Source organism: Pseudonocardia ammonioxydans (assembly GCF_900115005.1).
Lineage (GTDB): Bacteria > Actinomycetota > Actinomycetes > Mycobacteriales > Pseudonocardiaceae > Pseudonocardia > Pseudonocardia ammonioxydans.
Window position 1 is genome coordinate 1 of sequence record NZ_FOUY01000036.1, and the last position, 25174, is coordinate 25174.

Below are 25174 nucleotides of genomic sequence, written 5' to 3' on the forward strand. Positions count from 1 at the left end.
TTCGCCTTCGCCTCGAGCGGGTTCTCGGTCCGCTCGTCGACCAGCTGGGCGTGCGCCTCGTGGCGGAACGCGGCGTTCTCGTCCAGGGTGACCTTGCCGTCGAGGGCGATCACCTTGTCCTGCGGGTCACGCACCAGCGGGTTGACCTCGACCAGCGTCGCGTCCTCGGCGACGAAGGTCTCCCACAGCTTCACGATCACGTTCGCGGCCTCGTCCGCGACCGCGGCCGGGATCTTGCCCGCGGCGACGATCTCGTCGGCCTTGGCCTTGTCGACACCGGCGATCGGGTCGATCGCGATGCGCGCCAGCGCCTCCGGGCGCTCGACGGCCAGCTCCTCGATCTCCATACCGCCCTCGGCCGAGCACATGGCCAGGAACGTGCGGTTCGACCGGTCCAGCAGGAACGAGAAGTAATACTCCTCGGAGATGTCACTGGCCTCGGTCACCAGCACCTGGTGGACCGTGTGGCCCTTGATGTCCAGACCGAGGATCGCCTCGGCCCGCTCGCGTGCCTCGTCCGGGTTCGCCGCCGGCTTCACGCCGCCGGCCTTGCCCCGGCCACCGGTCTTGACCTGGGCCTTCACCACGACCGGGGTGCCGATGCCGGAGGCCGCGGCCGCCGCGTCGGCGGCGTTGTCCACGGTCCTGCCCGGCAGCACCGGGACCCCGTGCGCGGCGAAGAGATCTCGTGCCTGGTACTCGAAAAGGTCCACCGTGGTTCCTCTCGGTGCAGCGTGCTGGGTGGGACGTGCGGCTACCGGCCCGACACCTCCCGGTCGAGCAGGTCGGCCAGGGCGCCGACGGTGCGCAGCGTCGGCACCTCGGCCCCGGTCAGGTCGGCGATCTCGATGACGGCCGAGAGCAGCACGTCGAGCTCCATCGGGCGGCCGCGCTCGAGGTCCTGCAGGGTCGACGTCTTGTGCTCGCCGGTCCGTTCGGCTCCCGCGATGCGGCGCTCGACGGAGATCTGCGGGTGCGACCCGACCCGGTGGGCCACCTCGAGGGTCTCCTCCATCATGGACTCGACGAGCGTGCGGGTGCCGGGGTGACGGCAGATCCCGGACATGGTCGCCCGGGTCAGTGCGCTGAGCGGGTTGAACGCGATGTTGCCCATCAGCTTGATCCAGATGTCGTCACGCAGCGCCGGCTCGACCGGGCACTTGAGCCCGCCGGCGACCATCGCCTCGGCGAACTCGGTGCAGCGTTGCGACACGGTCCCGTCGGGCTCGCCGATCGAGAACCGGGTGCCCTCGAGGTGCTGCACCACCCCGGGGGACCGGATCTCGGTGGCGGCGTAGACCACGCACCCGATCGCCCGCTCCACCGGCAGCGCCTTGCTCACGGTGCCGTCCGGGTCGACGCTCTCGAGACGCCTGTCCTCGTACGGTCCGGGCAGCCCGTGGAAGTACCACCACGGGATGCCGTTCTGGGCGGCGATGATGCTGGTGCCGGTGTGCAGCAACGGTTCGACGAGCGGGCCGGCCGAGGCGTAGGAGTTGGCCTTGAACCCCAGCACGACGTGGTCGACGGGTCCGACCGCGGCCGGGTCGTCGGTGGCGTGCGGACGGGCGACGAAGTCCCCGCGTGGACTGATCACCTGCACACCGTTCTCGCGGAGCGCGGCGAGGTGCGGGCCGCGGGCGACGAGGTGGACCTCGACACCGGCGCGACAGAGGGCAGCTCCCACATAGGCGCCGATGGCGCCGGCGCCGAGCACAGCAACCTTCACATGGACCTCCCGAGGGCCGAAGTGTGCAGACTGTATACGGTATGGAGTCTTGCGTTGACAAGGCCTCCCCGTCGCAGCGACGGCCACGACGCGACCGACAGCGAGGCGACCGACAGCGACACGAGCGACAGCGACACGAGCGACCGGGGCGCCGTGCGGCCACGAGAACGCTCGCCGGAGTGACCCTTGACACGTCCGTTCCGCGGACGAAGACTGACTCCAGTTACGGAATCTCAATTCCGCACTACGGAATCTCGCACGGAAGCTGGGTCATGCCGGACGTTGCTCTCACCCTCGACCGACTCAACACCGCTCCGCCGGACGAGCTCTCCACCGTCCTGCGTGCGTGCAACACCTCGCCCACGTGGGCCGGGCGGCTGCTGGCCGGACGCCCGTACGCGGACGTCGACGACGCCGTCGCCGCCGCCGACACGGCCGTCCGCGGGCTCGACGCCGACGAGATCGACACCGCCCTGGCCGGCCATCCCCGGATCGGCGAGCGACCGGGCGGCGCCCACGGCGACGGCGCCGCGTTCTCCCGCCGGGAGCAGTCCGGGGTCGGCTCCGACGCCGGCACCACCGCGCGCCTGGCTGCGGGCAACGCCGCCTACGAGCAGCGGTTCGGGCACGTGTTCCTGATCCGTGCCGCCGGCCGGGACGCCGAGGGGATCCTCGCCGAGCTGGAACGGCGGCTCGGCAACGACCCCGCGGCCGAGCGCACCGAGGCCGCCGGGCAGCTGGCCGAGATCACCGCGCTGCGCCTGCGGGAGGTGCTGGCCCGATGAGCAGCTTCTCCACCCACGTCCTCGACACCGCACGGGGCCTGCCCGCCGCGGGCGTCCCGGTCACCCTGTCCCGGGCCGACGGCTCGGTCCTCGCCTCCGGCGTCACCGACGACGACGGTCGCTGGCGCGCCCCGGACTCCGCCGCGCTCACCGCCGGCGTCGTCCACCGCGTCACCTTCGAGACGCCGGGCCCCTTCTTCCCGGAGGCGACGATCGCCTTCCGGCCGGAGCGCACGGACCGCCATCACCACGTCCCGCTCCTGCTGTCGCCGTACTCCTACTCCACCTATCTCGGGAGCTGATCCTCAGATGCCGATCCTCGGCCACACCCAGTACGGCAAGGCGGAGGTCCGCGTGGTGCGGATCCACCGCGATACCGATCCCCACGTGATCTCCGACCACAACGTCTCGGTCGCCCTCTCCGGCGACTACGCCGACACCCATCTGACCGGGGACAACACCCGCGTCCTCACCACCGACGCGGTCAAGAACACGATCAACGCGTTCGCGAAGGAGGCCGGTGACGCGGCCCGCACCCCGGAGGCCTTCGGTCTCGCGCTGGCCCGGCACTTCACCGGGGTGCCGCAGGTGTCGCGGGTCCGGGTCGGCATCGAGACCTTCCCCTGGCGCCGACTCGAGCACGCCGGCGCGCCGCACCCGCACGCGTTCGCCCGCGACGGCGGGCACGTCCGCACCACGACCGTCACCCGGGCCGGTGACGGTGCGGAGTGGGTGACGTCCGGGGTGGCCGGCCTGGTCGTGCTGAAGACGACCGACTCGGAGTTCCACAGCTTCTACACCGACCGCTACACCACGCTCGCCGAGACGACCAACCGCGTGATGGCCACCGAGGTCACCGCACAGTGGTGGCACGCCGAGCACCCCGCCGACTGGGACACCGCGCACGCGACCGCGATCACGGCGATGACCTCGGCGTTCGCCGGGCACCACAGCCTCGCGCTGCAGCAGACGCTCTACGAGATGGGCACCCAGGTGCTCGCCACCGGGCCCGGCATCGGGGAGATCCGGTTCTCGCTGCCGAACAAGCACCACTTCCTGGTCGATCTCGCACCGTTCGGGCTGAAGAACCCGGGCGAGGTCTTCCACGCCGACGACCGGCCGTACGGGCTGATCGAGGGCACCGTCCGCCGCGACGACGCCCCGGCCCCGGGACCGGCGTTCGACCCCGGCCAGGCCTGGTGAGCCGGGTGGGACGCCCCCGCCTGCCCCGGCCCCGCGCCCGCCCGTCCGGCGAGGTGCACCCGGTCGACGAGGTGCTGCCCACCGGCACGCTGGTGCTCTACGGCCTGCAGCACGTCATGACGATGTACGCGGGCCTGGTCGCGGTGCCCCTCATCGTCGGACAGGCGCTGGGCCTGCCGTTCGCCGACATCTCCTACCTGCTCGCGGCCACCCTGTTCGTGGCCGGGCTGGCCACGGTCCTGCAGACGATCGGGGTGTGGCGGGTCGGTGCCCGGCTGCCGCTGGTGCAGGGAGTCTCGTTCGCGGCCGTCGCCTCGATGATCACGATCGGGACCGGCGCCGGCGGCGGACGGCACGGACTGACCATGATCTTCGGCGCGACGCTGGTCGCCGGGTTGATCGGGGTGCTGCTGGCACCGCTGTTCCACCGGCTGATCCGGCTGTTCCCGCCGGTGGTCACGGGCACGGTCATCACCGTCATCGGCGTCTCGCTGCTCCCGGTCGCGATCCGCTGGGCCTCCGGTGCCGGCGACGACCGGCCGGGCGACCCGGCCTCGATCGGGCTCGCCGCGTTCACGCTCCTGGTGATCGTGCTCGTGTACCGGTTCCTGCCCGGGTTCTGGTCGCGGATCGCGATCCTGCTCTCGCTGGTCGCCGGGACCGTGCTGGCCGCCACGATCGGGATGGCCGACTTCTCCCGGGTCGGTGAGGCGTCGTGGTTCGCGGTGTCGACCCCGTTCCACTTCGGGACACCGCAGTTCTCGATCGCCGCGATCATCTCGATGACCGTCGTGATGCTGGTGATCATGACGGAGACGACCGCGGACCTGCTCGCCGTCGGGGAGATCGTCGGCCGCCGGGCGGCCGGGCCGGACGTGGTCGCCGGCCTGCGGGCCGACACCCTCGCGACCGCGGTCTCCGGCGGCCTGCTCAACAGCTTCCCGGCCTCGGCATTCGCCCAGAACGTCGGGCTGGTCGCGATCACCGGGATCCGCAGCCGGTTCGTCGTCGCGATGGGCGGCGTGATCCTGGTGGTGCTGGGGCTGTTCCCGAAACTCGGGGCCGTGATCGCCTCGGTGCCGCAGCCGGTGCTCGGCGGGGCGGGACTGGCGCTGTTCGCCACGGTCGCCGCGTCCGGCATCCGGTCGCTGGCGAGGGTCGACTTCGACGGCCAGGCCAACCTCGTGATCGTCGCGGTGGCGCTGGGGCTCGGCATCCTGCCGATCGCCGCGCCGGACTTCTACCACGATTTCCCGGAGTGGTTCCGGACCGTGTTCGACTCGGGGATCAGTGCCGCCGCCGTCGCCGCAGTGCTGCTGAACCTGCTGTTCCACGGCGTGCGCGACCGGGAGGGTCCGATCGCCGCGGAGGCACCCGCACCCGTGGTGCAGGACCGGGACTGATCGCGCCGCCATGATCGGGAAGTGGTGAAAGATGCGTGCCGGATCCGGCACCGATCGTCGGCCACTCCCCGATCACCGCCGCACGGCTGCCCGGATCGCGGCCACCGTCCGGCCCGGGTGCTCGTGGATGTCGGACCAGGTGAACCGCAGCACCACCCAGCCGGCACCGACCAGGGCGTTCTGCTTGGCCCGGTCACTGCGGAACCGTCCCGGTCGACGTGCCACGCCCAGCCGTCGACCTCGACGGCGACCCGGACGTCCGGGAACGCGATATCGATGTGCCAGCCCTGGAACGGCAGACCCCGGACGACGCCGGTGACGCCCGCGCCCCGCACCAGCTGCAGCAACCGCCGCTCGAGGGCCGAGTCCGCCCGGTCCATTGCCGCGACCAGCAGCCGGCCGGCCCTGTCCATCCCGTGACCGCCGAGCCCGCGGGCGTACGCCGCCTGCAGGTCGGCCGGTTCCACGTACCGCTGCAGGGCGCGGTCGAGGAACGCCGGGCCGTCGTCGTGGACGGCGGCCGTCTCCAGGACGGTCAGGCCCCGGCCGGTCACCCCGATCCCGCGGAGCTCGACCCGGTCCACCGCCGCGAGATCCTTGGTGCGCACCCGGATCTCGGCCCGCCGGACCCGGCGCACGTTCCGCGGAACGGTGACCAGCACCGGTAGCGGGGCGGTCTCGCGCATCCCGTGCCAGAACGCGGCCGACGGGCCGTGCACCGTTGCGCGCCCACCCGCCCAGAGCGAGGCGGCACGGACCCACATCTCGTGGGAGCGCCGGTGGCCGGCGACCAGGTAGATCCCGGGCAGGAGCTCGATCCAGTCCCCCGACGCGCGGCGGCGGGCGATCGTCCGTGCGGACATCCCGCACGCCAGCGCCTGGGCCCGCGACACGACGCCCGCCTGCCACGCGAGGAGCTCACTGAGATGCACGGCGCGGAGGATCCGCCGACCGACGCGGCGTCACCGGCCGTTCCCCGGAACGGTTCGCAGTCGCACATGCCGCGGCAGCGCGGTGATGCCGGGAGGCGCCGGACATGATCTGCGAGTCGTGCAGGATCGGTGCCGGATCCGGCACCGAACCTGCGCCACTCCCCGATCATGAGAGTCAGGGAGGGGACGGGCACACCGGCGCGAGCACGCCGGACACGTGCTCGGCCGGGCCCATCATCAGGGAGTCGTGCAACATCGGTGCCGGATCCGGCACCGAACCTCCGCAACTCCCCGATCATGGGAGCCGGCGGCCGGGGGCCGGCGGACGAGCAGGGTCAGGCCGTGGCGGCGTCCTGCCGGGCCAGCTCGTCGACGAGCGCGTCCGCGGCGGCCTGCAGCTTCGGCACGGCGGAGTCGAGCAGGGCGTCGGTCATCCGGGTCGTCGGTCCCGAGATCGAGACCGCGGCGGGCAGCGGCCCGTCCAGCGCCACGGCGACGCACCGGACGCCGAGCTCCTGCTCCCCCTCGTCGACGGCGTAGCCCGCCGAGCGCACCTTCTCGAGCTCGGCGTCGAAGGCCGCGAGCGAGGTGATCGTGTTGTCGGTGTGGCGGGTGAAGTCGTTGTGCCGCAGGATCTCCCGTGCCTTCTCGGCCGGCATCCTGGCGAGCAGGGCCTTGCCGACGGCGGTGCAGTGCGGCGAGACCCGGCGTCCGACCTCGGTGAACATCCGCATCGAGTGCCGTCCGGGCTCCTGGGCCACGTAGACGATCTGGTTGCCCTCCAGCAGCGCCAGGTTGGCGCTCTCCCCCAGCGCGTCGACCAGCTCGGCCAGCCGTGACTGGGCCCAGACCCCGACCAGGCGTCCGGCGGTGTCTCCGAGCCGGACCAGGCGGGGCCCCAGCGCGTACTCCCGCGACGACTGCTGCCGCACGTAGCCTCGCCCGGCGAGGGTCCGGACGAGCCGGTGGATCGTCGGCAGCGGCAGCCCGGAGCTCGCGGCCAGGTGCGACAGGCTCACGGTGCCGCCGGCGTCGGCCATGGCCTCGAGCAGGTCGACGGCCCGCTCGACGGCCTGGACGGTGCCGGAGCGAGCGGGCGCGCCGCCGACATCGGCGGTGGCGCCGGGAGCGTCGATATCGGAGTCGCTATTCCGCATGACGAAAGTCTAGCCCTCTTCCGGGGCGGGGTCAGGGACGTCCGGCCCGGGACCGCTCACCCGCTCCACCGACCCGCGGCGCAACAGCCTGCCCTGCGCCACCGCACCGGGCGCCGTGTCGACGTCCCGACCGGCCAGGATCGTCCGGCGGACGACGCCCGCGAGCGCCCGCCCGGCGTAGGCGGAGACCTTGTTCTTGTGGTGCAGCCGCTGCGGGTCGACGACGAACGCGGCGTCGGGCGCGAAGACGGCCAGGTCGGCGTCGTACCCCAGCGCGACCTTCCCCTTCGTGGTGAGCCCGACCAGCTCGGCGGGCCGGGCCGCCATCCACCGCACGACCTGCTGCAGCCCGATCCCCCGCCGGCGCGCCTCGCTCCACACCAGCGACAGCCCGAGCTGCAGCGACGACACCCCGCCCCAGGCCAGGTTGAAGTCCCCCGAGTCGAGCAGCTTCAGCTCCACAGTGGACGGCGAGTGGTCGGAGACGATGCAGTCGATCGTCCCGTCCAGCAGCCCCTCCCAGAGCAGCTCGCGGTTCGACGCCTCCCGGATCGGCGGGCAGCACTTGTGCGTCGTCGCGCCGTCGGCGATCTCCTCCGCGAACAGGGTCAGGTAGTGCGGGCAGGTCTCCGCGGTGATCCGTACCCCGTCGCGGCGCGCGCTCGCGAGCATCGGCAGCGCGTCCGACGACGACACGTGCAGCACGTGTGCCCGCGCCCCGGTCCAGCGGGCCCGCTCGATCACCTCGGCGATCGCCAGGTTCTCCGCGCCGCGGGGACGCGAGGCCAGGAACGACGCGTACTCCGCCCCGTGCGGGGTCGGTGCCTTCTCGATGGCCCGCGAGTCCTCCGCGTGGACGATCATGACGGCGTCGAACGTGGCCAGCTCGGCCATGTCGCGTTCCATCTCGTCGGCGTCCAGCGGCGGGAACTCCTCGACACCGGAGTGCAGCAGGAAGCACTTGAAGCCGAACACGCCCTCGTCGTGCAGGCCCCGCAGGTCGCCGATGTTGCCCGGGACGGCCCCGCCCCAGAACCCGACGTCGACGAACGCCTGGTCCGCGGCGACCTTGCGCTTCACCTCCAGCGCACCGACGTCGACGGTCGGCGGGATGGAGTTCAGCGGCATGTCCACGACGGTCGTGACACCGCCCGCGGCCGCCGCCCGGGTGGCCGAGGCGAACCCCTCCCACTCGGTGCGGCCCGGCTCGTTGACGTGCACGTGGGTGTCCACCAGGCCGGGCAGCAGCACCTCGTCGTCACCGAGCTCGAGCACCCGGGCGCCGTCGAGGCCGTTGCCCAGCGGCTCGATCGCGACGATCGTCCCGCCGGTGACACCGATCTCCCGGGGCTGCTCCCCGGCCGTCGTCATGATCCGCCGGCCGCGGATCACCAGGTCGTAGCTCACGTGCCCTCCATGTTCCGATCCCGTCATCCGCCCACGGGGAATCCGCTGATCCGCTTGCTGCGGGGCGCGGCGTAGGTCCGCACCTTCGACGTCGTCAGGCCCAGCCGCACCAGCGACTCGGCGATCGTGACCGCGGCCGGCACGCCGTCGACCACCGGCACACCGGTGGCCGCGCGGACCTGCTCCTGCAGGCCCGCCATCCCGCCGCAGCCGAGGCAGATCACCTCGGCGTGGTCGTCGGCGACGGCCCGCTGTGCCTGCTCGACGATCGCCGCGACCGCCCGGGCCGGGTCCTGCTCCAGCTCCAGCACCGCCAGCCCGGACGCCCGCACCGACGCGCAGCGCCGGTCGAGCCCGGCCAGCAGCAACCGGTCGGAGATCAACGGCACCGTGCGGTCCAGTGTGGTCACCACCGAGTACCGGTGACCCAGGTACAACGCGGTGGTCGCGGCCGCCTCGGTGATGTCGACGACCGGGACGTCGAGCATCTCCTGCAGGCCCTCCCGGCCGTGCTCGCCGTAGCCGGCCTGGATCACCGCGTCGAACGGGTCCGGATACCGGGCCACGGCGTCGGCCACCCCGACCGCGGCCAGGTAGCTCTCCAGGTTGCCCTCCACCGACTCGGCACCGAACGACGGCGTGAGCCCGACGATCTCCGTGCCCGGTGCGGCGACGGCGCGGGCCGAGGCGGCGATCGCCTCGGTCACCGACGCGGTGGTGTTGACATTGACGACGAGGATCTTCACGGTTGCGGCCCCTTCAGTGCTCCGACGGGTCCACGGCGATGCGCTCGCCGGAGACCGCCCGGTACTCCGTGCCCCGGGGCGCCACCAGCACCGTGAGCACCGCCCCCATGGCTGCCCCGAGGAACCAGGAGAACGGCGCGACCGCCTCGAGGGCGGGCACGAAGCCGGCGGCGACCGCGACCACGGCGGACGGCACGAACACCGCCACCGCACGGACGTTGACCCCGCGCCGGTAGTGATAGGCACCGTCGGACGCCTCGGTGTAGAGCGCCGGGACGTCGATCCGGCCACGCCGCACCAGCCAGTAGTCCGCCATGACGATGCCGAACAGCGGCCCGAGCAGGGCACCGAGCACGCCGAGGAAGTAGACGATCACGGTCGGGTTGTCGTAGAGGTTCCACGGCAGGATCACCAGGCCGAGCACGGCGCTCACGACCCCCGCACGCCGGAAGTCGAGCACCCGCGGCATCAGGTTCGACAGCGCGTAGCAGGGGGCCACGAAGTTGGCCATGAGGTTGACCGCGACCGTCAGCACCAGCAGCGCGGCCGAGGCGAGCAGCAGCAGCGGGGTGTTCGGGATGGTGTTGACGACGTCGCTGGGGCTGGAGATCACCTGCCCGTCGATCCGGAACTGGCCGCCCGCGAGCACCACCACGACGCAGCCGAAGAACACCGTGTTCGGCAGGATCCCCCAGAAGCTGCCCCGGCGGATCGCGGTGGTGCTCGCCGAGCTCCGGGTGAAGTCGCAGAAGTTCAGGACGAAGGTGCCGTAGATCGCCGTCCACAGCGAGGCGCCGGCCAGGATCTGCACCCACATCGCCCCGCCGGTCAGCGGCAACGGCGTCGACACCGCGATGTCGCCGCCGGTCTGCCACAGCATCCAGCCGGCGAGCGCGGCCAGGGTCACGAGCACCACCGGGCCGGCGAACGCCTCGTAGCGGCGGATCCCGTCCATCCCGTAGAGCAGGATGACGACCTGGACCACCCACAGCGCGACGAAGCAGATCCAGCCGAGCACCGACAGGCCGAGGAACGAGACGGCCTCGAGGGCCTGCGCAGCCGGCGCGACGGCGAGCACCATCACGGTCAGCACCTGGGTGACCAGGTAGGTCTGGATACCGAACCAGGCGATCGCCACCACGCCGCGGACCATCGCGGGCAGCTGCGCCCCGCGGACGCCGAACGCGATCCGGCTCATCACCGGGAACGGCAGACCGGTCCGGTACCCCATGTACCCGGCGATCGTCAGCAGGACGAACAGCAGCAGCGCCCCGATGCCCAGCGACACCAGGATCTGCCAGGCGCCGAGGCCGAGGGCGAACAGGCCGAGCGCGAAGCCGTAGTTGCCGAGGCTGTGCACGTCGACGGCCCACAGCGTGAAGATGTTGTAGGCCTTCCAGGACCGCCCCTCGACGCGGGTGGGAGCGAGGTCGTGGTTGTAGAGCCGCGAGCTCAGGCCGGCCGCCTGCTCGGGGACGGTGCGGGTCGGACCGGGGCGCGCCATCGAGCCACACCTCTTCACCAGTTTCGCGATACGGAACCGTTCTCTTGTCTGGTGGAATCACGCTATGGCGGCGGTCACACGCCCGTCAAGGGGGCGCCGTGACCGGTGGGAACCTTGACAGCCTCGGGGGACCGTGTTGCGATTCACCGCACTTGCGGAATGAAGTTTCCATATGGCGAAATCAGTTCGGGAGGCTCCGGTGACCGCTCTGTTCTGCTCCGGCGATGCGATGCGCGGCGGACGGCTGCACCACAACGTGTCCGCCCACCCGTTCCTCGGGGCCGTGCGCACCGCACCGCACTACCGGATGTACTCCGTGCGCGACGCGTTCCCCGCGCTGGTAGACGACCCCACCGGCGGTGTCCCGCTGGACGGGGAGATCTACGACGTGCCGCTCGCGGCGATCCGCACCGACTTCCTGCCCGACGAGCCACCGGAGCTGGAGCTGACCGTGATCGAGCTCGACGACGGCCGCGACGTCCTCGCCGTCGGGCTGCGGCCCGGCGTCCTGGACCGCCAGGCCGGCGAGCTCACCGACATCACCGCGCACGGCGGCTGGCGCGCCTACCGCGGCCTGCCCGAGCCCGCCTGATCCACCCGCCGCCCACCCCGCAGGAGGCAGCAGTGCCGACCGCCCCGCAGCCCGTCCCCCTCCCGACGACCGTCAACTGCTCGATCGTCTTCGGTGGGCTGCCGCTGCTCGATCGACCCGCCGCGGCGGCCGCCGCCGGGTTCGACGCCGTCGAGTTCTGGTGGCCGTTCGACCGGCCGGTGCCCGCCGACCGCGACGTCGACGCGTTCGTGTCCGCGGTGTCCGACGCCGGTCTCGTGCTGTCCGGGCTCAACTTCGCCGCCGGGGACATGCCGGCCGGTGAGCGCGGCATCCCCTCCGACCCGGACCGGGCGAGCGCGTTCGCCGACAACGTCGAGGTCGCCGTCGGGATCGGCGCACGACTGGGCACCAGCGGGTTCAACGCGCTGTACGGCAACCGGATCCCGGGGGTCGCGACCGAGGTCCAGGACGAGCTCGCCGCGGAGAACCTCGCGCTCGCCGGGCGCGCCGCCGCCCGGATCGGTGCGGTCGCGCTGCTCGAACCGGTCAGCGGGGTCGACGCCTACCCGATCCGGACCGCGACCGACGCCGTCGCGGTGCTGGACCGGGTCGGGTCCGACGACGTGCGGCTGCTGCTCGACGTCTACCACCTGGCCGTCAACGGCGACGACCCGGCGGCCGCGATCGCGGCCCACGCCGGCCGGATCGGGCACGTCCAGATCGCCGACGCCCCCGGCCGTGGCGAGCCCGGCACCGGGGAGCTGCCGATCGCGGCGCTGCTCGGCCAGGTCCACGCCGCGGGGTACCGCGGCCGGATCTCGCTGGAGTACGCGCCGGTCACCGCCGATCCGTTCGCCTGGCTCGCCCACCCGGAAGGAGCACGCACATGAGCACCGTCGCCTTCGTCGGCCTCGGGATCATGGGGGACCCGATGGCGCGCCACCTCGTGGCGGCCGGCCATGACGTCGTCGGGCACAACCGCAGCCCGGAGAAGACCCGCCCGCTGGTCGACGCGGGCGGTCGGGCCGCCGGGTCGGTCGCCGAGGCCGTCGACGGCGCCGACGTCGTCGCGCTGATGCTGCCCGACTCCCCCGACGTGACCGAGGTGCTGACCGGTCAGGTGTTCGACGTCGCGGCGCCCGGCACCCTGATCGTCGACTTCTCCACCATCCGGCCGGACGTGGCCCGTGACCTCGCCGAGCAGGCGCAGGCGCGCGGGCTGCGGATGATCGACGCCCCGGTCTCCGGCGGCCAGGCCGGCGCCGAGAACGCCGCACTGTCCATCATGGTCGGTGGCGCGGAGGCCGACGTCGCCGACGCGCGTCCGCTGCTCGACGCGGTCGGCACGACCGTCGTGCACGTCGGGCCGCCGGGTGCCGGGCAGACCGTGAAGGCCGCCAACCAGCTCATCGTCGCCGGGAACATCGCCCTGCTCGCCGAGGCGCTGGTGTTCCTCGAGGCACACGGCGCCGATCTTCCGGCCGCGGTGGAGGTCCTCGGCGGCGGCCTGGCCGGGTCGGCGGTACTGAACCAGAAGGCGCAGCGGATGCTCGACGGCGACTTCGCGCCCGGCTTCCGGATCGACCTGCACCACAAGGACATGGGCATCGTCTCCGAGGCCGCGCGCAGTGCGGGTGTGGTCACGCCGGTGGCGGCGCTGGTGGCCCAGCTCGTCGCCGCGACCCGGGCCGCCGGGGACGGCGGGCTCGACCACTCGGCGCTGCACCGCACCGTCACCCGGCTGAACGGGGACACGCCGTGACCCGACCGGCCGGACCGGCAACGGGTTCGGGTACGGGTACGGGTACGGGTACGGGTACGGGTACGGGTACGGCGATCCTGCTGGCTCCGGACAAGTTCAAGGGCTCGCTCGACGCCGCCGGGGTGGCGTCCGCGCTCGCCGCCGGCATCGCCGAGGTCGCGCCGGACCGGGAGGTCCGGTGCTGCCCGGTCGCCGACGGCGGCGAGGGCACGGTCGCCGCGGCGCTCGCAGCGGGCTGGACACCGGTGCCGGTGTCCGCGACCGGGCCCACCGGTGCGCCGCGCACCGTCACCTGTGCCCGGTCCGGCACGGTGGCGCTCGTCGAGCTGGCCGCGACCTCGGGGTTGGCGGCGCTGCCCGGCGGCGTCCCGGACCCGCTCGGTGCGGGTACCGAGGGGCTCGGCACGGTGCTCGCGCACGCCCTCGACGCCGGGGTGGGCGAGATCGTGCTCGGTCTCGGCGGCAGCGCGACGACCGACGGCGGCGCCGGGGTGCTGCGCGGGCTCGGTGCCCGGATCCTCGACGCCGACGGCCGGGACCTCCCGCCGGGCGGCGCCGCCCTCGCCCGGGCCGACCGGCTCGACCTGACCGGGCTGCACCCGCGTCTGCGTCCGGTATCGGGTACGGCGGACCGGCCGGGTGTGCGCATCGTCCTCGCCGCCGACGTCGACAACCCGCTGCTGGGCCCGACCGGCGCCGCGGCCGTGTACGGGCCGCAGAAGGGCGCCGGCCCCGACCAGGTGGCGGTGCTCGACGCGGCGCTCGCGCGGTGGGCGACGGTGTTGGCCGCAGCGTCCGGGCACGACCCGGCCGCCCTGGCGGACGCCCCCGGGGCCGGTGCCGCCGGCGGGGCCGGCCTCGGACTCACCGCCCTCTGCGGCGCCACACTGCGTCCGGGGGTCGGCACCGTGCTGGAGCTGACCGGGTTCCACGCCGCGCTCGCCGGTGCCGCCCTCGTCGTCACCGGGGAGGGCCGGCTCGACACCCAGACCCTGCACGGCAAGGCCCCGGCCGGGGTAGCCGCGGCGGCCCGCGCAGCCGGGACACCTGTCGTCGCCGTGGCCGGTGAGGTGGTACTCGACGCGGCCGCGGTCCGGGCCGCCGGGTTCGCCGCCGCCCATGCGCTGACCGATCTCGCCGAGGACCGGACCCGGGCGATCACCGACGCCGCCCGGCTGCTGCGCCGGGTCGGGGCCCGGATCGCCGCCGACCATCCCCCGCCCGGCAGCACCGGGGCGTCCACCACCCGCTCGCACGGCAAGGAGGACCCATGTCCGACCCGGCCCTCGTCGACCCGTCCCTCATCGACCTCGCCTCCCGCGCCCTCGGCGGCTCCGTCGTCGCCGCCAACGACGAGTTCTTCGCCCAGCGCGAGAACCTGATCACCGCGGCCCCGCCCCGGTTCGATCCGGACGAGTTCGGGCTCAAGGGCAAGGTGTACGACGGCTGGGAGACCCGCCGCCGGCGCGAGCCCGGCCACGACTGGGCGCTGGTCCGGCTCGGGGTACCGGGGCGGATCGACCACGTCGTCGTCGACACGGCGTTCTTCCGGGGCAACTACCCGCCGGAGATCGCGGTCGAGGCGGCGTCGGTGGACGGCTATCCGTCGCCCGACGAGCTGGCGAAGGCCCAGTGGTACGAGATCGTCCCGCGGTCGGCGTGCGCCGGGGACACCGCGAACGTCTACCCGGTCTCCGGCGCGCACGCCGCGCACCGGTTCACCCACGTCCGGTTGATCATGCACCCGGACGGCGGTGTCGCCCGGTTCCGGGTGCAGGGCCGGGTGCTGCCCGACCCGCGCTTCCTCGAGGGCACCGTCGACCTGCTCGCCGCCGAGAACGGTGGTCACGTCACCGGCTGCTCGGACGAGTTCTACTCCTCCCCCGGCAACCTGATCCTGCCCGGGAAGGCCCGGCACATGGGCGAGGGCTGGGAGAACGCCCGCCGGCGCGACGACGGCAACGACTGGGCCGAGTTCGCCCTGGCCGGCGGCGGGGTCCCGCGCTACGTCGAGGTCGACACCACCTGGTTCGTCGGGAACGCGCCGGGCCGGGTCTCGGTCCGCACCCGCGACGACCGCACCGGCGGGGACTGGCAGGTGCTGCTGGACCGCGAGCCGGTACAGCCCGACACCCGGCACCGGTTCCCGCTGCCCGGCGCCCCGGCCGCCACCCACCTGCGCCTCGACGTGTACCCGGACGGCGGGCTCTCCCGGCTGCGGCTGCCCGGGGAGCTCGACGCCGCCGCCCTGGCCGCCGCCCGCGACACCGACGCCGCGGCCCGGCCGGACGCCTGACCGGGTACGACGCTCGACCCGGGTACGCCGTTCGACGGGCACGCCGTTCGACGGGCACGAGCATGCTGTCGTGGTGGCGTGATATACATCACCGACGGGGTGGACGGCAGGGTGTCCACCGGTGTGCGGGGACCTTCGGCCCTGCCCGCCGCCCGGCCGGCGCGGCACGCTCGAGCCTGCACGAGACACCCGGCCGCACGAACACCTGAGCCGCACGAACACCTGAGCCGCACGAACACCTGACCCACACGAACGCCAGGCCGCACGACAACCTGATCCGCACGAACACCCGGGCGGCACGAACACCGGAGCTGCACGGAACACCCGGGCTCATGAACACCGAGAACCCGCGGGACGCCGAGGCCGCCCCGCGGGCACGACACCGACCTCACCACCTGCCGCTGGGGAGCGGGCGGGTGGTCGCCACTGGCCGGAGCCGGCGCGTTCGGGACCGCCGGCTCCGGCCATCGCGGCCGGTTCAGTGGCCCGGAGTCAGTGACCCGGGAGTAAGTGGCCCGGGAGTGAGTGCCCCGGGGTCAGTGACACCGAGCAGAGGCACGGTGCAGGGGGACCGGCTCAACCGCGCCGTCCACCCCGCCGGGCCAGCACGGGGCGCCGCCGCGCGGCGGCGGCCCGCTCCGCGGGGTGCAACCGGTCCGGCCGCACGGCCGGTGCCGGCGGAGCGGCCCGCAGCCGCCCGCGCGCCGCCGCGGTCAGGATCTCCACCACCGCCTCGACCGAGGCGTACCGGCCGTCCGGCAGCGGGACGAGCTGGTTGCGCACGACCCCGCTCACCCCCCACGCCTCGGCCTCGGCGAGGACCTGCCACCGGAACGCGGGCCAGCGCAGGTCGGCCAGCACCCGGCCCAGGTTCTCCCGGAGCCGATCGTGCTCACCGGACGGCGCGGGGGCCGGCGCGCGCTGCGCTGCAGGCGGCGTCGGCACCGCGACCAGCCCGGGTCGCGGAGGCTGCGCCTGCGGCGGCCGGGGGACGGGCGCGCTCACGCCGCCCGCCCCTGCTCGTTCTCGTCCTCGGGCACCTGCGCCCCGGTACACGCCGGATCACCGTCGAGGTGCCGGTAGCTGAACACGGGGGCATCCGTCGGGGCGCCCGGATCGGTGTGCCGGAAGATCCGGCACACCGATCCCTCTGCCACCGTTGTCCAGCACCGCTCACAAATTCGGAGCCGCGGGGTGTTCTGCTGCACGATCTTCACCGCCATGAAACGCGTCGCTTCGCCGTCCACCGCCTGCTGTCTCGGGCGACATCGCAGGTCAGCGAACCACGTGCGGACGAGTGTGAGTGATCACACAGCGTGGCGCCACTCGGGACGCGAATTCGTGATCGCCCTACGGACAATGGCGCACACCTTCCGGACAGGTGCGTTTGGCCCCATTGTCACCCGGGTAACCGTCACCCCTTTTCGTCGTTGCGATAGGCGTCTTCCAGTTGCCGGATCTCGCCGATTCCGGCGAGCTCGGCGAACGCGTCGAGCCCGCCGAGCCGCTCCAGCATCGCCGCCGGGCTGCCGTCGGCGCGCAGTCGCGCGAGCAGCTCGGTCATCCCGGCGGTCGCCGCGAGCAGGGTGCCGACGGGGAACAGCACCAGCGCGAAACCCAGCTCGGCGAGCCGCTCCCGGGACAGCGCGGGGGTGCGCCCGCCCTCGGCCCAGTTGAACACCAGGCGGTGCCCGCTCAGCTCCGAGGCGACCCGCTCGATGTGCGCCTCCGACGTCGGCGCCTCGACGAACAGCAGGTCGGCCCCGGCGTCGGCGAACCGGCGGGCCCGGTCGATGGCCGCGTCGAGCCCGTCGACGGCCGCCGCGTCGGTACGGGCGATGATCAGCATGTCCGGGTCGGTCCGGGCGTCGACGGCGGCCCGGATCTTCGCCGTCATCTCCCCCGCCGGGACGACCTGCTTGCCGGCCAGGTGCCCGCAACGCTTCGGCATCACCTGGTCCTCCAGGTGCAGGGCCGCCACCCCGGCGCGCTCGTAGTCCCGGATCGTGCGGATCACGTTGATCGGGTTGCCGTAGCCGGTGTCGGCGTCGGCGATCAGCGGGAGGTCGACGGCATCGGCCAGCCGACCGGCGTGCGCGGCCATCTCGGCACCGCCGAGCAGGCCGACGTCGGGCCGGCCGAGCAGGCCGGCCGTCGTGCCGAAGCCGGTCATGTAGACGACGTCGAAGCCGGCCTGCTCGACGAGCCGGGCCGACAGGGCGTCGTAGGCACCGGGCGCGAGCACGGGCTCGCCGGCGTCGAGCAGGGCACGCAACCGGGCACGCCGGTTGCCGGGCTGGCTGAGCAGGTCTCCCACGGTCGTCCTTCCATCGTTGTGTACAACAGACCTCCAGCCTGCCTCGGTTACGGCGCTGTGAACAGCCCCGGAAGGCTTGTGCGTGGAGCAGCTCACTCGTAAGTTGCATACATCCGAGCGAAGGGACGGGTGAACACGTGGTGGAGACGGCACGTCGCAGGGCGTCCGAGCGGGCCCAGGTCGAGCTGCGCGAGCAGATCCTGTCCGGCGCGCTCCCCGGGGGCGCCCACCTGGGCGAGGTCGAGCTCGCCGAGCGCCTCGGCCTGTCCCGCACCCCGGTCCGGGAGGCGCTGACGCGGCTCGCGGCCGAGGGCCTCGTCGAGCTGCACCCGCACCGCGGTGCCCGGGTCACCCGGTTCACCGAGGCCGATCTGGACGACACGTTCGACGTCCGCCGGGCCCTCGAGCCGCGCGCCACCGAACGGGCCGCCGCCCGCGCCACCGCCGCGGACCTCGACGAGCTCGACGACCTGGCCGCGACGATGCTCGCCACCGGCGCACCCGGCCCCGGCCAGGACCTCGACGCCCTGGTGGAGCTCAACCGCCGGTTCCACGCCCGCCTGATCGAGATCGCCGACACCCCGGCACTCGCTGCCGCGCTGGCCGGGGTGGTGCACACACCGGTGGTCCTGCGCACCTTCCACAGCTACGACGCCGGTTCGCTGGCCCGCAGCCTGGCCCACCACGCCGAGATCGTCGCCGCGCTGCGCGCCGGGGACGGCGCCTGGGCGGCGGCGGTGATGGTCAGCCACATCGCGAACGCCCGCGCCGTCATGACCGGGGACCGCCGGTGAACCGGCCGAACCCGCACGGGGCACCGTTCGCCGGCCGCGTCGGCTGGGGTGCCGCCCCCGCGGTCGTCGTCGTGGACCTGGTGCGCGCCTACACCGACCCGGACGGGCCGTTCCACCTCGGTGACGCGGCCACCGTCGAGCGGGTGGTCACCGGGTGCCGCGACGTGGTCGCCGCCGCCCGGGCCGGCGGCCGCCCGGTGTTCTGGACGGTGGTGCGCTACGCGCCCGACATGGCCGACGCGGGCTGGTTCGCGGCGAAGGTCCCGTCGCTGGCCTGCTTCGCCGAGGGCGCACCGGGCGGCTGGGGCGAGCCGACGCTGAGTCCCGGCCCGGGTGAACCCGTCGTCGCCAAGCAGCACGCCTCGGCGTTCGCCGGCACCTCGCTGGCCGCGACCCTGCGCGCGCACGGCGTCGACACCGTCGTCGTGACCGGGGTGTCGACGTCCGGTTGCGTCCGGGCGACGGCGACCGAGGCCCTCGCCGCCGGGTTCCGCCCGATCGTCGTCGGCGAGGCCTGCGGCGACCGCGCCCCGGCCGTGCACGAGCAGAACCTCGCCGATCTCGACGCGAAGTACGCCGACGTCGTCGACCTGGCCCACGCCCTTCCCCAGCTGTCCCCGTAGGAGGTCCCCCGTGCAGTACGGCGTCTTCATCCCCAACGCCACCAACGGCTACATCCTGTCCACCGGCAGCCCGCAGTACCGGCCCAGCTTCGCGCACAACGTCGCGATCACGCAGGAGGCCGAGAAGCAGGGCCTCGACTTCGTGCTGTCGATGATGAAGCACCGCGGCAGCGGCGGCCCGAGCGACTTCTGGGGCGCGTGCCTGGAGTCGTTCACCCTGTTCGGCGGGCTCGCCGCGGTGACCGAACGGATCGGGCTGTTCCCGTCGGTGACCACCCTGGCCACGCACCCGATCATGGCCGCGCGGATGGTCGCGACCCTCGACGAGATCTCCGGCGGCCGCTGCGGCCTCAACATCGTGACCGGCTGGAGCAAGCCGGAGTACACGCAGATGGGTCTGTGGCCCGGCGACGAGTACTTCGCCAAGCGCTACGAGTACGCCGCCGAGTACGTGCAGGCGCTGCGGGCACTGTGGAGCGAGGGCCCGACGACCTTCGAGGGCGAGTTCTTCACCTTCACCGAGGCCGACATGCGGCCCAAGCCGCTGCACACCCCGACGGTCGTGTGCGCGGGCCAGTCGCCCGCCGGCCAGGAGTTCACCGCGACCCACGGCGACCGCAACTTCATCATGGCCGAGCGGTCGAAGGTCGGTGAGATCGCGTCGGGGGTCAAGCGGATCGGGGACGCGAAGGGGCGGGACGTGGGGACCTACGCCCTCTACTGCGTCATCGCCGAGGAGACCGACGCCGAGGCCGACAAGCTGTGCCGGCACATCATCGAGAACGCCGACCTCGAGGCGATCAGCTACATGACGACCGGGGCCTCGCTGGACACCAACCCGGACGGGACGTCGGCGCAGCTGCTCGCGTCGCTGGAACGCCCGGCCGAGGAAGGCAACATGGCGTTCCTGTCGCTGCCGGTGCTGAAGGGTTCCTACGAGCGGGTGGCCGCCCAGCTCGACGAGATCGCGGTGACGACCGGGATCGACGGTGCGCTGCTCACCTGGCCGGACTTCGTCGACGGCGTCACCAAGTTCGGGGAGCGCGTCACGCCGCTGCTCCGCGAGGCCGCCCAGCCGGCCCCGACGGCGTGACGGAGCGGCCGGGACGGGGGTTCTCCCCACTGCCCCGGGGTGGGGACACCCGGAACGATCGGACACCGTGACCGACACCCGGCCCGCCGCTCCCCGTGATCTCTCCGACCGGCTCCGCCACCCCGTACCGCACCTGTTCGTCTACGCCTTCGCGATCATTCCGGCGCTCGCCCTGGTCGCCGCCGTCCCGCTCGCCTGGGGCTGGGGGCTGACCTGGCTGGACGCCGGTCTGGCGCTCGGCATGTACGTGGTGTCCATGCTCGGGGTCACGGTCGGGTTCCACCGCTACTTCACCCACGGATCGTTCAAGGCGACGCGGCCGCTGCGGATCGCCCTGGCCGTCGCGGGCAGCCTGGCGGTGCAGGGGCCGGTGCGGCACTGGGTGGCCGACCACCGGCGCCACCACGCCTACGCCGACGCCGAGGGCGACCCGCACTCGCCCTGGCGCTACGGCACCTCCCCCGCCGCGCTGGTGCGCGGGTTCTGGCACGCCCACATGGGCTGGATCTTCGACCGGTCGCTGACCGACCAGCGCCGGTTCACCCCGGACCTGCTCGCCGACCCCGACATCGACCGGGTGCACCGCGGCTTCACGGTGCTCACGGTGCTGTCGGTGCTCGGCCCGGCGGTGATCGGCGGGCTGGTCACCTGGTCCTGGTGGGGCGCGTTCACCGCGTTCTTCTGGGCCGGCCTGGTGCGGGTCGCGGTCTCGCACCACGTGGCCTGGTCGACGAACTCGATCTGCCACCTGGTCGGCGAGCGGCCGTGGCGGGCACGGGACCGCTCGACCAACGTCTGGCTGCTGGCCGTCCCGAGCATGGGCGAGTCCTGGCACAACCTGCACCACGCCGACCCGACCTCGGCCCGGCACGGCGTCGGCCGCGGTGAGATCGACATCTCGGCCGCGGTGATCCGGCTGTTCGAGAAGGCCGGCTGGGCCCACGACGTGCGGTGGCCGACGGCGAAGCGGCTGGCCCGGCTCGCCGCGCGCACGGAGCCGGCCGCGGGCGCCTGACCCGTCACCGGTCCGGCACGACGTGCACCGGGCCCGCCGCGGCCACCCGGCAGCGCTCCCCCGGGCGCCAGGGCTCCCCGGCGGGCGCCCGGACCCGGACGGCGGGCCCGCCGTCCGGCCGGGCGGTGACCAGCAGCGCGTCGCCGAGGAACTCGACGTCCACGATCTCGGCCGCGACCCCGGTGCCGGTGGGCGCGGCGATCCGCAGCTGCTCGGGCCGCAGCACCGCGAGCACCGCACCGGTGGCGGCCCCGGCACGCACCGGGCTGCGGCCCAGCACCGTCTCGACCTCCCCGCCGCGCACCCGGCCGGGCAGTAGTGCGGCGTCGCCGACGAACCGGGCGACCCGGGCGGTGGCCGGGGTCGCGTACAGCTCGCGGGGCGCGGCGGTCTGCTCCACCCGCCCGTCGTGCAGGACGGCGACCCGGTCGCTCACCGACAGCGCCTCCCGGCGGTCGTGCGTGATGAGCACCGCGGTGCTCCCGGCGGCCCGCAGCGCCGCGACGACCTCGCCGCGCACCTGCTCGCGCAGCCCGGCGTCGAGCGCGGAGAACGGCTCGTCGAGCAGCACGACACGCGGGCGCGGGGCGAGGGCCCGGGCCAGCGCGACCCGGCGCCGCTCCCCGCCGGAGAGCTGGTGCGGCATCCGGTCCGCCGTGCCGGCCAGGCCGACCAGGTCGAGCAGCTCACCGACCCGTGCCCGGGCCGCCGCCGTCGCCGCGGCCGTGCGGCGGAGCCGGGCCCGGCCGGTCGGGGCCAGCCCGAAGCCGACGTTGCGGGCCACGGACAGGTGCGCGAACAGCGCACCCTCCTGCGGCACCAGGCCCACCCCGCGCTGCTCCGGCGCGACCGCGGTGACGTCGTCGGCACCCAGGTGCACGCTCCCGGCGCGGGGCCGGTGCAGGCCGGCGACCACCCGGAGCAGCGTGGTCTTGCCACTGCCGGACGCGCCGAGCACCGACACGAGCTCGCCCGGGCCGGCCTCCAGGTCGACGCCGTGCAGCACCGGCTCGTGCCCGTAGCCGGCGACGATCCCGCGCACCGTCAGTGCCATCGCCGTCGGTCCCATCGGGGTCGGTGCCATCGCCGCTCCGTCCCACCGCTCCCCTACGTCACCGCTCCCGCCGGTCACCGCTCCTGCTCCCGCGCCGGGCCGGCCCGGACCAGCAGCGCCGCGGGGACGCACGCGATGAGCAGCAGCGCGAGCGCGGCCGGAGCCGCCGCGCCGTAGGCCCCGAGCGCGGTCTCGGCCCACAACCGGGTGGCGAGGGTGTCGACCCCGGTCGGGCGCAGCATCAGGGTCGCCGGGAGCTCCTTCATCGCGGTCACCGTGACCAGCAGCCCGCCGGCGGCGACCCCCGGCCAGGCCTGCCGCGCGGTCACCGCCCACCAGGTCCCCGCCGCCGACCGGCCGAGCGTGCGGGCGACCTCCTCCGCCTCGACCGGCACCCGCTCGACCGCGGAGCGGGTCGCGCCGAGCGCCTTGGGCAGGAGCAGCACCGCGTAGGCGAACACCAGTACCGCGGCCGTCTGGTACAGCCCGGGCAGCACGGCCAGCGAGAAGAACACCAGCGCGAGCCCGACGACGACGCCCGGCAGCCCCTGCCCCAGGTAGGCGATCGACTCGACGGCGGCCGCGCCCCGGCTCCGGTGGCGGGCCGCGAGCACGCCGACCGGCAGGGCCAGCAGCACCGCGAGCAGCCCCGCCGCGCCGGCCAGCAGCAGCGTCGACCACGCGGCCGACGCGAGCCGGGCCCAGTCCACGTCGATGCCGCCGGCGGCGACGATCCGCCCCACCAGCACCGCGGGCGGCCCGACCAGGGTGAGCGCGGCGACCGCGGAGAGCCCACCCACGGCCGCCGCGGTGCCGGCCCGGCCCGGGTGGGCCGGTGGGGTCCGGTGCACCGCCGACGTGGCCCGGCCGCGGGTGAACCGCCGCCGCGCCGCCCGCTCGGCCACCACCAGCAGCAGCGTCAGCGCGGCCAGCACCAGTGCCGTCACCGCGGCGCCGGTGCGGTCGACGGTCCCCTCGTAGGCGGCCTGCACCGCCCAGGTGAACGACTCGTAGCGCAGCAGCGCCGGCGCACCGAAGTCGGACAGCGTGTACAGCGCGGCGAGCAGCGTGCCGGCCAGCGCGGCCGGCACCGCCTGCGGCAGCGTGACCCGGCAGAACGCGGCGAGCGGGCCCCGGCCGAGGGTCCGGGCGGCGTCCTCCGGGCCGGTGTCGGCCGCGCGCAGCGCCGCGGCGGCGGGCAGCGTCACGTAGGGCGTGCACGCCGGCACGAGCACCAGGACCAGCGGGGCCAGGCCACGGGCGTCGGGCCGCACCGCCAGCACCGCGAACGCCAGGAGGTAGGACGGCACCGCCAGCGGCAGCGCCGCCAGCACCCACCACAGCCCCGGCCGGGGCAGCCGGACCCGGGCGAGCAGCGTCGCGGTCGCCAGGCCCAGCACCAGACAGCCGGCGGACACGCAGGCGACGAGCAGCACCGAGTTCACCAGCAGGGTCAGCGTGCGCCCGCGGGCCAGCAGCCCGGCCACCCGGCCCGGGTCGGCACCGGCGACCCGCACGAGCAGCCACACCAGCGGCAGCGCGGCCGCCGCCGCGACCCCGACGGACGCGGCCAGCAGCAGCCGCGGGGCCCGGCGGCCGGCCGGGCCCGCCGGGACGGAGTGTCCCGGCGGGTCCGGGGGCGCCACCGCGGCGGGTGCGGGGCCGGTCCGGCGCAGCACCGTCAGAGCAGGCCCACCTGGGTCATGAGCTGCGTGGTCTCGTCGAGACTGCGCAGGTCTGCCAGGTCGAGCTCCGGTGCGTCGAGCTCGGCCAGCGGCGGCACCCCCTGCGGGGACCCGACGCCCGCGACCAGCGGGTACTCGCCGGTCTCGGTGGCGAAGTACTCCTGGGCCCCGGGGGAGACCAGGAACCGGACCAGCTCCTGGGCCTCGGCGGACTGCGCGGCGCCGGCGAGGATGCCGGCGCCGGTGACGTTGACCAGCGCGCTCGCGGTGCCCGGCGCCCCGAACTTCAGCCGCGTGTTCGCCGGCGGGGTCTCGGCGGCCACGTAGTAGTAGTGGTTGATCAGGCCGACGTCGACGGCTCCGGCGTCGACCGCCTCCAGGATGGCGGTGTTGCGGGGGAAGGTCTGGACGTCGTTGGCCTGCAGCCCCTCGAGGAACCGGCGGGCCTCGTCCTCACCCTCCTGCACCCGCAGCGCGGTCACGAACGCCTGGAACGAGGCGTTGGTCGGGGCGATCCCGACCCGGCCCTTCCACGTCGGGTCGGTGAGCTCGGTGACGTCCGCGGGCACCTCGGCCTCGGAGACCCGCGTGTTGTACGCGGCGACCCGGGCCCGCCCGGTCAGGCCGACCCAGCCGCCGTCGGTCGAGGTGTACCCGGCCGGGACGGCGGTGCGCACGTCCTCGGGCAGCGGGGCGAACGAGCCCTGCAGCGCCCCGAGCGCGCCGGCGTCCTGGGAGAGGAACACCTGGGCGGGGGTCGCGTCGCCCTCCTCGGCGAGCTGGGCCGCCATCTCGGTCGTGGAGCCGTACCGGGTCTCCACCGTGATGCCGGACTGCTCCTGGAACTGCTGGATCAGCGGTCCGACGAGCTCCTCGTCGCGGCCCGAGTACAGGGTCAGGGTGCGCTGCCCGGCGGCGACCGGTTCGGCGGCCGGCTCGGCGGGGGCCGGGCCGGACCCACCGCCGCACGCGGCGACGAGCAGGGTCGTGGCCAGGAACGCGCCGGCGAGCACGCCGGTCCTGGTGGAGCGGGTCACGTGATCCTCCGTGTCTCGTGGGCCTGTCCGGTATGTGAGGACCATCCGGTCGCTCCCGTTCAGGGCGAGGGCAGGCTAA

Annotated in this window: 27 protein-coding genes and 1 pseudogene; 14 read left to right on the plus strand and 14 right to left on the minus strand. The window is 74.1% G+C overall.

Annotated features, from left to right (window positions below):
* Together BM093_RS26055 and BM093_RS26060 are read right to left on the minus strand one after the other, a co-directional pair.
* The coding region (locus BM093_RS26055; protein ID WP_177238715.1) for an ATP-grasp domain-containing protein at positions 1–713 on the minus strand (713 nt) is incomplete at its 3' end.
* A 41-nt stretch (positions 714–754) separates the two neighbouring features.
* Complete coding sequence (locus BM093_RS26060) at positions 755–1729, minus strand: 2-dehydropantoate 2-reductase (RefSeq protein ID WP_093351360.1); 975 nt, start codon at positions 1727–1729, stop codon at positions 755–757.
* 272 nt (positions 1730–2001) lie between these two features.
* Here BM093_RS26060 and uraD point away from each other — a divergent pair, with 272 nt between their 5' ends.
* From uraD to BM093_RS26080, 4 genes are read left to right on the plus strand one after another with little or no spacing between them, the layout of a single operon-like run.
* Positions 2002–2514 carry a 2-oxo-4-hydroxy-4-carboxy-5-ureidoimidazoline decarboxylase gene (uraD, locus tag BM093_RS26065; RefSeq protein ID WP_093351365.1) on the plus strand — a complete coding sequence of 171 codons (513 nt, stop codon included), beginning with the start codon at positions 2002–2004 and terminating at the stop codon, positions 2512–2514.
* Positions 2511–2816 carry a hydroxyisourate hydrolase gene (locus tag BM093_RS26070; protein ID WP_093351370.1) on the plus strand — a complete coding sequence of 102 codons (306 nt, stop codon included), beginning with the start codon at positions 2511–2513 and terminating at the stop codon, positions 2814–2816. The genes uraD and BM093_RS26070 overlap by 4 nt, the downstream gene beginning before the upstream one ends.
* 7 nt (positions 2817–2823) lie before the next feature.
* Positions 2824–3717: a factor-independent urate hydroxylase gene (gene pucL / locus BM093_RS26075; RefSeq protein ID WP_093351374.1), complete on the plus strand. Its 894-nt coding sequence runs from the start codon at positions 2824–2826 to the stop codon at positions 3715–3717.
* Positions 3718–3722: 5 nt separating this feature from the next.
* On the plus strand, positions 3723–5120 hold the full coding sequence (locus tag BM093_RS26080) for a nucleobase:cation symporter-2 family protein (protein ID WP_093351379.1): 1398 nt from the start codon (positions 3723–3725) through the stop codon (positions 5118–5120).
* 72 nt (positions 5121–5192) lie between these two features.
* On the opposite strand, the gene BM093_RS36180 is transcribed toward BM093_RS26080, so the two are convergent.
* Positions 5193–5345, minus strand: coding sequence for a hypothetical protein (locus BM093_RS36180; RefSeq protein ID WP_177238713.1), 153 nt, complete (start codon positions 5343–5345; stop codon positions 5193–5195).
* On the opposite strand from BM093_RS36180, the gene BM093_RS36185 reads away from it, so the two are divergent.
* Positions 5339–5788: a hypothetical protein gene (locus BM093_RS36185; protein ID WP_177238714.1), complete on the plus strand. Its 450-nt coding sequence runs from the start codon at positions 5339–5341 to the stop codon at positions 5786–5788. The two genes, BM093_RS36180 and BM093_RS36185, sit on opposite strands and share 7 nt — an antisense overlap.
* Positions 5789–5917: 129 nt before the next feature.
* Here BM093_RS36185 and BM093_RS38395 read toward each other — a convergent pair.
* From BM093_RS38395 to BM093_RS26105, 5 genes and pseudogenes are all read right to left on the minus strand, one after another.
* Positions 5918–6052: pseudogene (locus BM093_RS38395) on the minus strand (type IV toxin-antitoxin system AbiEi family antitoxin domain-containing protein); the annotation flags it as partial.
* A gap of 335 nt (positions 6053–6387) precedes the next feature.
* A complete protein-coding gene (locus tag BM093_RS26090) occupies positions 6388–7209 on the minus strand; it encodes an IclR family transcriptional regulator (protein WP_177238716.1) in 822 nt (273 codons plus the stop codon).
* Between the two features lie 9 nt (positions 7210–7218).
* The gene (gene allB, locus BM093_RS26095; RefSeq protein ID WP_281248733.1) at positions 7219–8616 is read right to left on the minus strand and encodes an allantoinase AllB; all 1398 of its coding nucleotides are present in this window, start codon (positions 8614–8616) and stop codon (positions 7219–7221) included.
* 23 nt (positions 8617–8639) lie between these two features.
* A complete protein-coding gene (locus BM093_RS26100; RefSeq protein ID WP_093351392.1) occupies positions 8640–9362 on the minus strand; it encodes an aspartate/glutamate racemase family protein in 723 nt (240 codons plus the stop codon).
* Between the two features lie 13 nt (positions 9363–9375).
* On the minus strand, positions 9376–10866 hold the full coding sequence (locus BM093_RS26105; protein ID WP_093351396.1) for an NCS1 family nucleobase:cation symporter-1: 1491 nt from the start codon (positions 10864–10866) through the stop codon (positions 9376–9378).
* A 199-nt stretch (positions 10867–11065) separates the two neighbouring features.
* Here BM093_RS26105 and BM093_RS26110 point away from each other — a divergent pair, with 199 nt between their 5' ends.
* The 5 genes from BM093_RS26110 to alc all read left to right on the plus strand — a co-directional run bounded on the left by BM093_RS26110 (position 11066) and on the right by alc (position 15477).
* A complete protein-coding gene (locus BM093_RS26110) occupies positions 11066–11458 on the plus strand; it encodes an allophanate hydrolase-related protein (protein WP_093351400.1) in 393 nt (130 codons plus the stop codon).
* A gap of 32 nt (positions 11459–11490) precedes the next feature.
* Positions 11491–12309 carry a hydroxypyruvate isomerase family protein gene (locus BM093_RS26115; protein ID WP_093351405.1) on the plus strand — a complete coding sequence of 273 codons (819 nt, stop codon included), beginning with the start codon at positions 11491–11493 and terminating at the stop codon, positions 12307–12309.
* A complete protein-coding gene (locus BM093_RS26120) occupies positions 12306–13181 on the plus strand; it encodes an NAD(P)-dependent oxidoreductase (protein ID WP_093351410.1) in 876 nt (291 codons plus the stop codon). Before BM093_RS26115 ends, BM093_RS26120 begins: the two co-directional genes overlap by 4 nt.
* Before the next feature lie 77 nt (positions 13182–13258).
* Positions 13259–14563 carry a glycerate kinase family protein gene (locus BM093_RS26125; RefSeq protein ID WP_093351575.1) on the plus strand — a complete coding sequence of 435 codons (1305 nt, stop codon included), beginning with the start codon at positions 13259–13261 and terminating at the stop codon, positions 14561–14563.
* The gene (gene alc, locus BM093_RS26130; RefSeq protein ID WP_093351419.1) at positions 14452–15477 is read left to right on the plus strand and encodes an allantoicase; all 1026 of its coding nucleotides are present in this window, start codon (positions 14452–14454) and stop codon (positions 15475–15477) included. The genes BM093_RS26125 and alc overlap by 112 nt, the downstream gene beginning before the upstream one ends.
* Positions 15478–16053: 576 nt before the next feature.
* On the opposite strand, the gene BM093_RS26135 is transcribed toward alc, so the two are convergent.
* The 3 genes from BM093_RS26135 to BM093_RS26140 form a co-directional block, all read right to left on the minus strand.
* Positions 16054–16482: an acylphosphatase gene (locus BM093_RS26135; RefSeq protein WP_093351423.1), complete on the minus strand. Its 429-nt coding sequence runs from the start codon at positions 16480–16482 to the stop codon at positions 16054–16056.
* A complete protein-coding gene (locus tag BM093_RS35340; RefSeq protein WP_143105528.1) occupies positions 16479–16700 on the minus strand; it encodes a hypothetical protein in 222 nt (73 codons plus the stop codon). The genes BM093_RS26135 and BM093_RS35340 overlap by 4 nt, the downstream gene beginning before the upstream one ends.
* A 191-nt stretch (positions 16701–16891) precedes the next feature.
* Positions 16892–17794 (minus strand): isocitrate lyase/PEP mutase family protein, encoded by a 903-nt coding sequence (locus BM093_RS26140; RefSeq protein ID WP_093351426.1) that lies wholly within the window; start codon positions 17792–17794, stop codon positions 16892–16894.
* A gap of 137 nt (positions 17795–17931) precedes the next feature.
* Here BM093_RS26140 and BM093_RS26145 point away from each other — a divergent pair, with 137 nt between their 5' ends.
* The 4 genes from BM093_RS26145 to BM093_RS26160 all read left to right on the plus strand — a co-directional run bounded on the left by BM093_RS26145 (position 17932) and on the right by BM093_RS26160 (position 21319).
* A complete protein-coding gene (locus tag BM093_RS26145; protein ID WP_218162932.1) occupies positions 17932–18588 on the plus strand; it encodes a GntR family transcriptional regulator in 657 nt (218 codons plus the stop codon).
* Positions 18585–19211 carry an isochorismatase family protein gene (locus tag BM093_RS26150; protein WP_093351429.1) on the plus strand — a complete coding sequence of 209 codons (627 nt, stop codon included), beginning with the start codon at positions 18585–18587 and terminating at the stop codon, positions 19209–19211. Before BM093_RS26145 ends, BM093_RS26150 begins: the two co-directional genes overlap by 4 nt.
* A 10-nt stretch (positions 19212–19221) precedes the next feature.
* Entirely contained in the window at positions 19222–20304 is a 1083-nt protein-coding gene (locus BM093_RS26155) for an LLM class flavin-dependent oxidoreductase (protein WP_093351434.1), read from the plus strand.
* Positions 20305–20371: 67 nt separating this feature from the next.
* Positions 20372–21319, plus strand: coding sequence for an acyl-CoA desaturase (locus BM093_RS26160; protein ID WP_093351444.1), 948 nt, complete (start codon positions 20372–20374; stop codon positions 21317–21319).
* A 4-nt stretch (positions 21320–21323) separates the two neighbouring features.
* Here BM093_RS26160 and BM093_RS26165 read toward each other — a convergent pair whose 3' ends face one another.
* The 3 genes from BM093_RS26165 to BM093_RS26175 are packed head-to-tail and all read right to left on the minus strand — an operon-like array spanning position 21324 to position 25095.
* Entirely contained in the window at positions 21324–22403 is a 1080-nt protein-coding gene (locus tag BM093_RS26165) for an ABC transporter ATP-binding protein (RefSeq protein WP_218162933.1), read from the minus strand.
* Between the two features lie 44 nt (positions 22404–22447).
* On the minus strand, positions 22448–24052 hold the full coding sequence (locus BM093_RS26170) for an ABC transporter permease (protein ID WP_245773813.1): 1605 nt from the start codon (positions 24050–24052) through the stop codon (positions 22448–22450).
* Between the two features lie 2 nt (positions 24053–24054).
* A complete protein-coding gene (locus tag BM093_RS26175; RefSeq protein WP_245773814.1) occupies positions 24055–25095 on the minus strand; it encodes an iron ABC transporter substrate-binding protein in 1041 nt (346 codons plus the stop codon).
* Between the last annotated feature and the right edge of the window lie 79 nt (positions 25096–25174).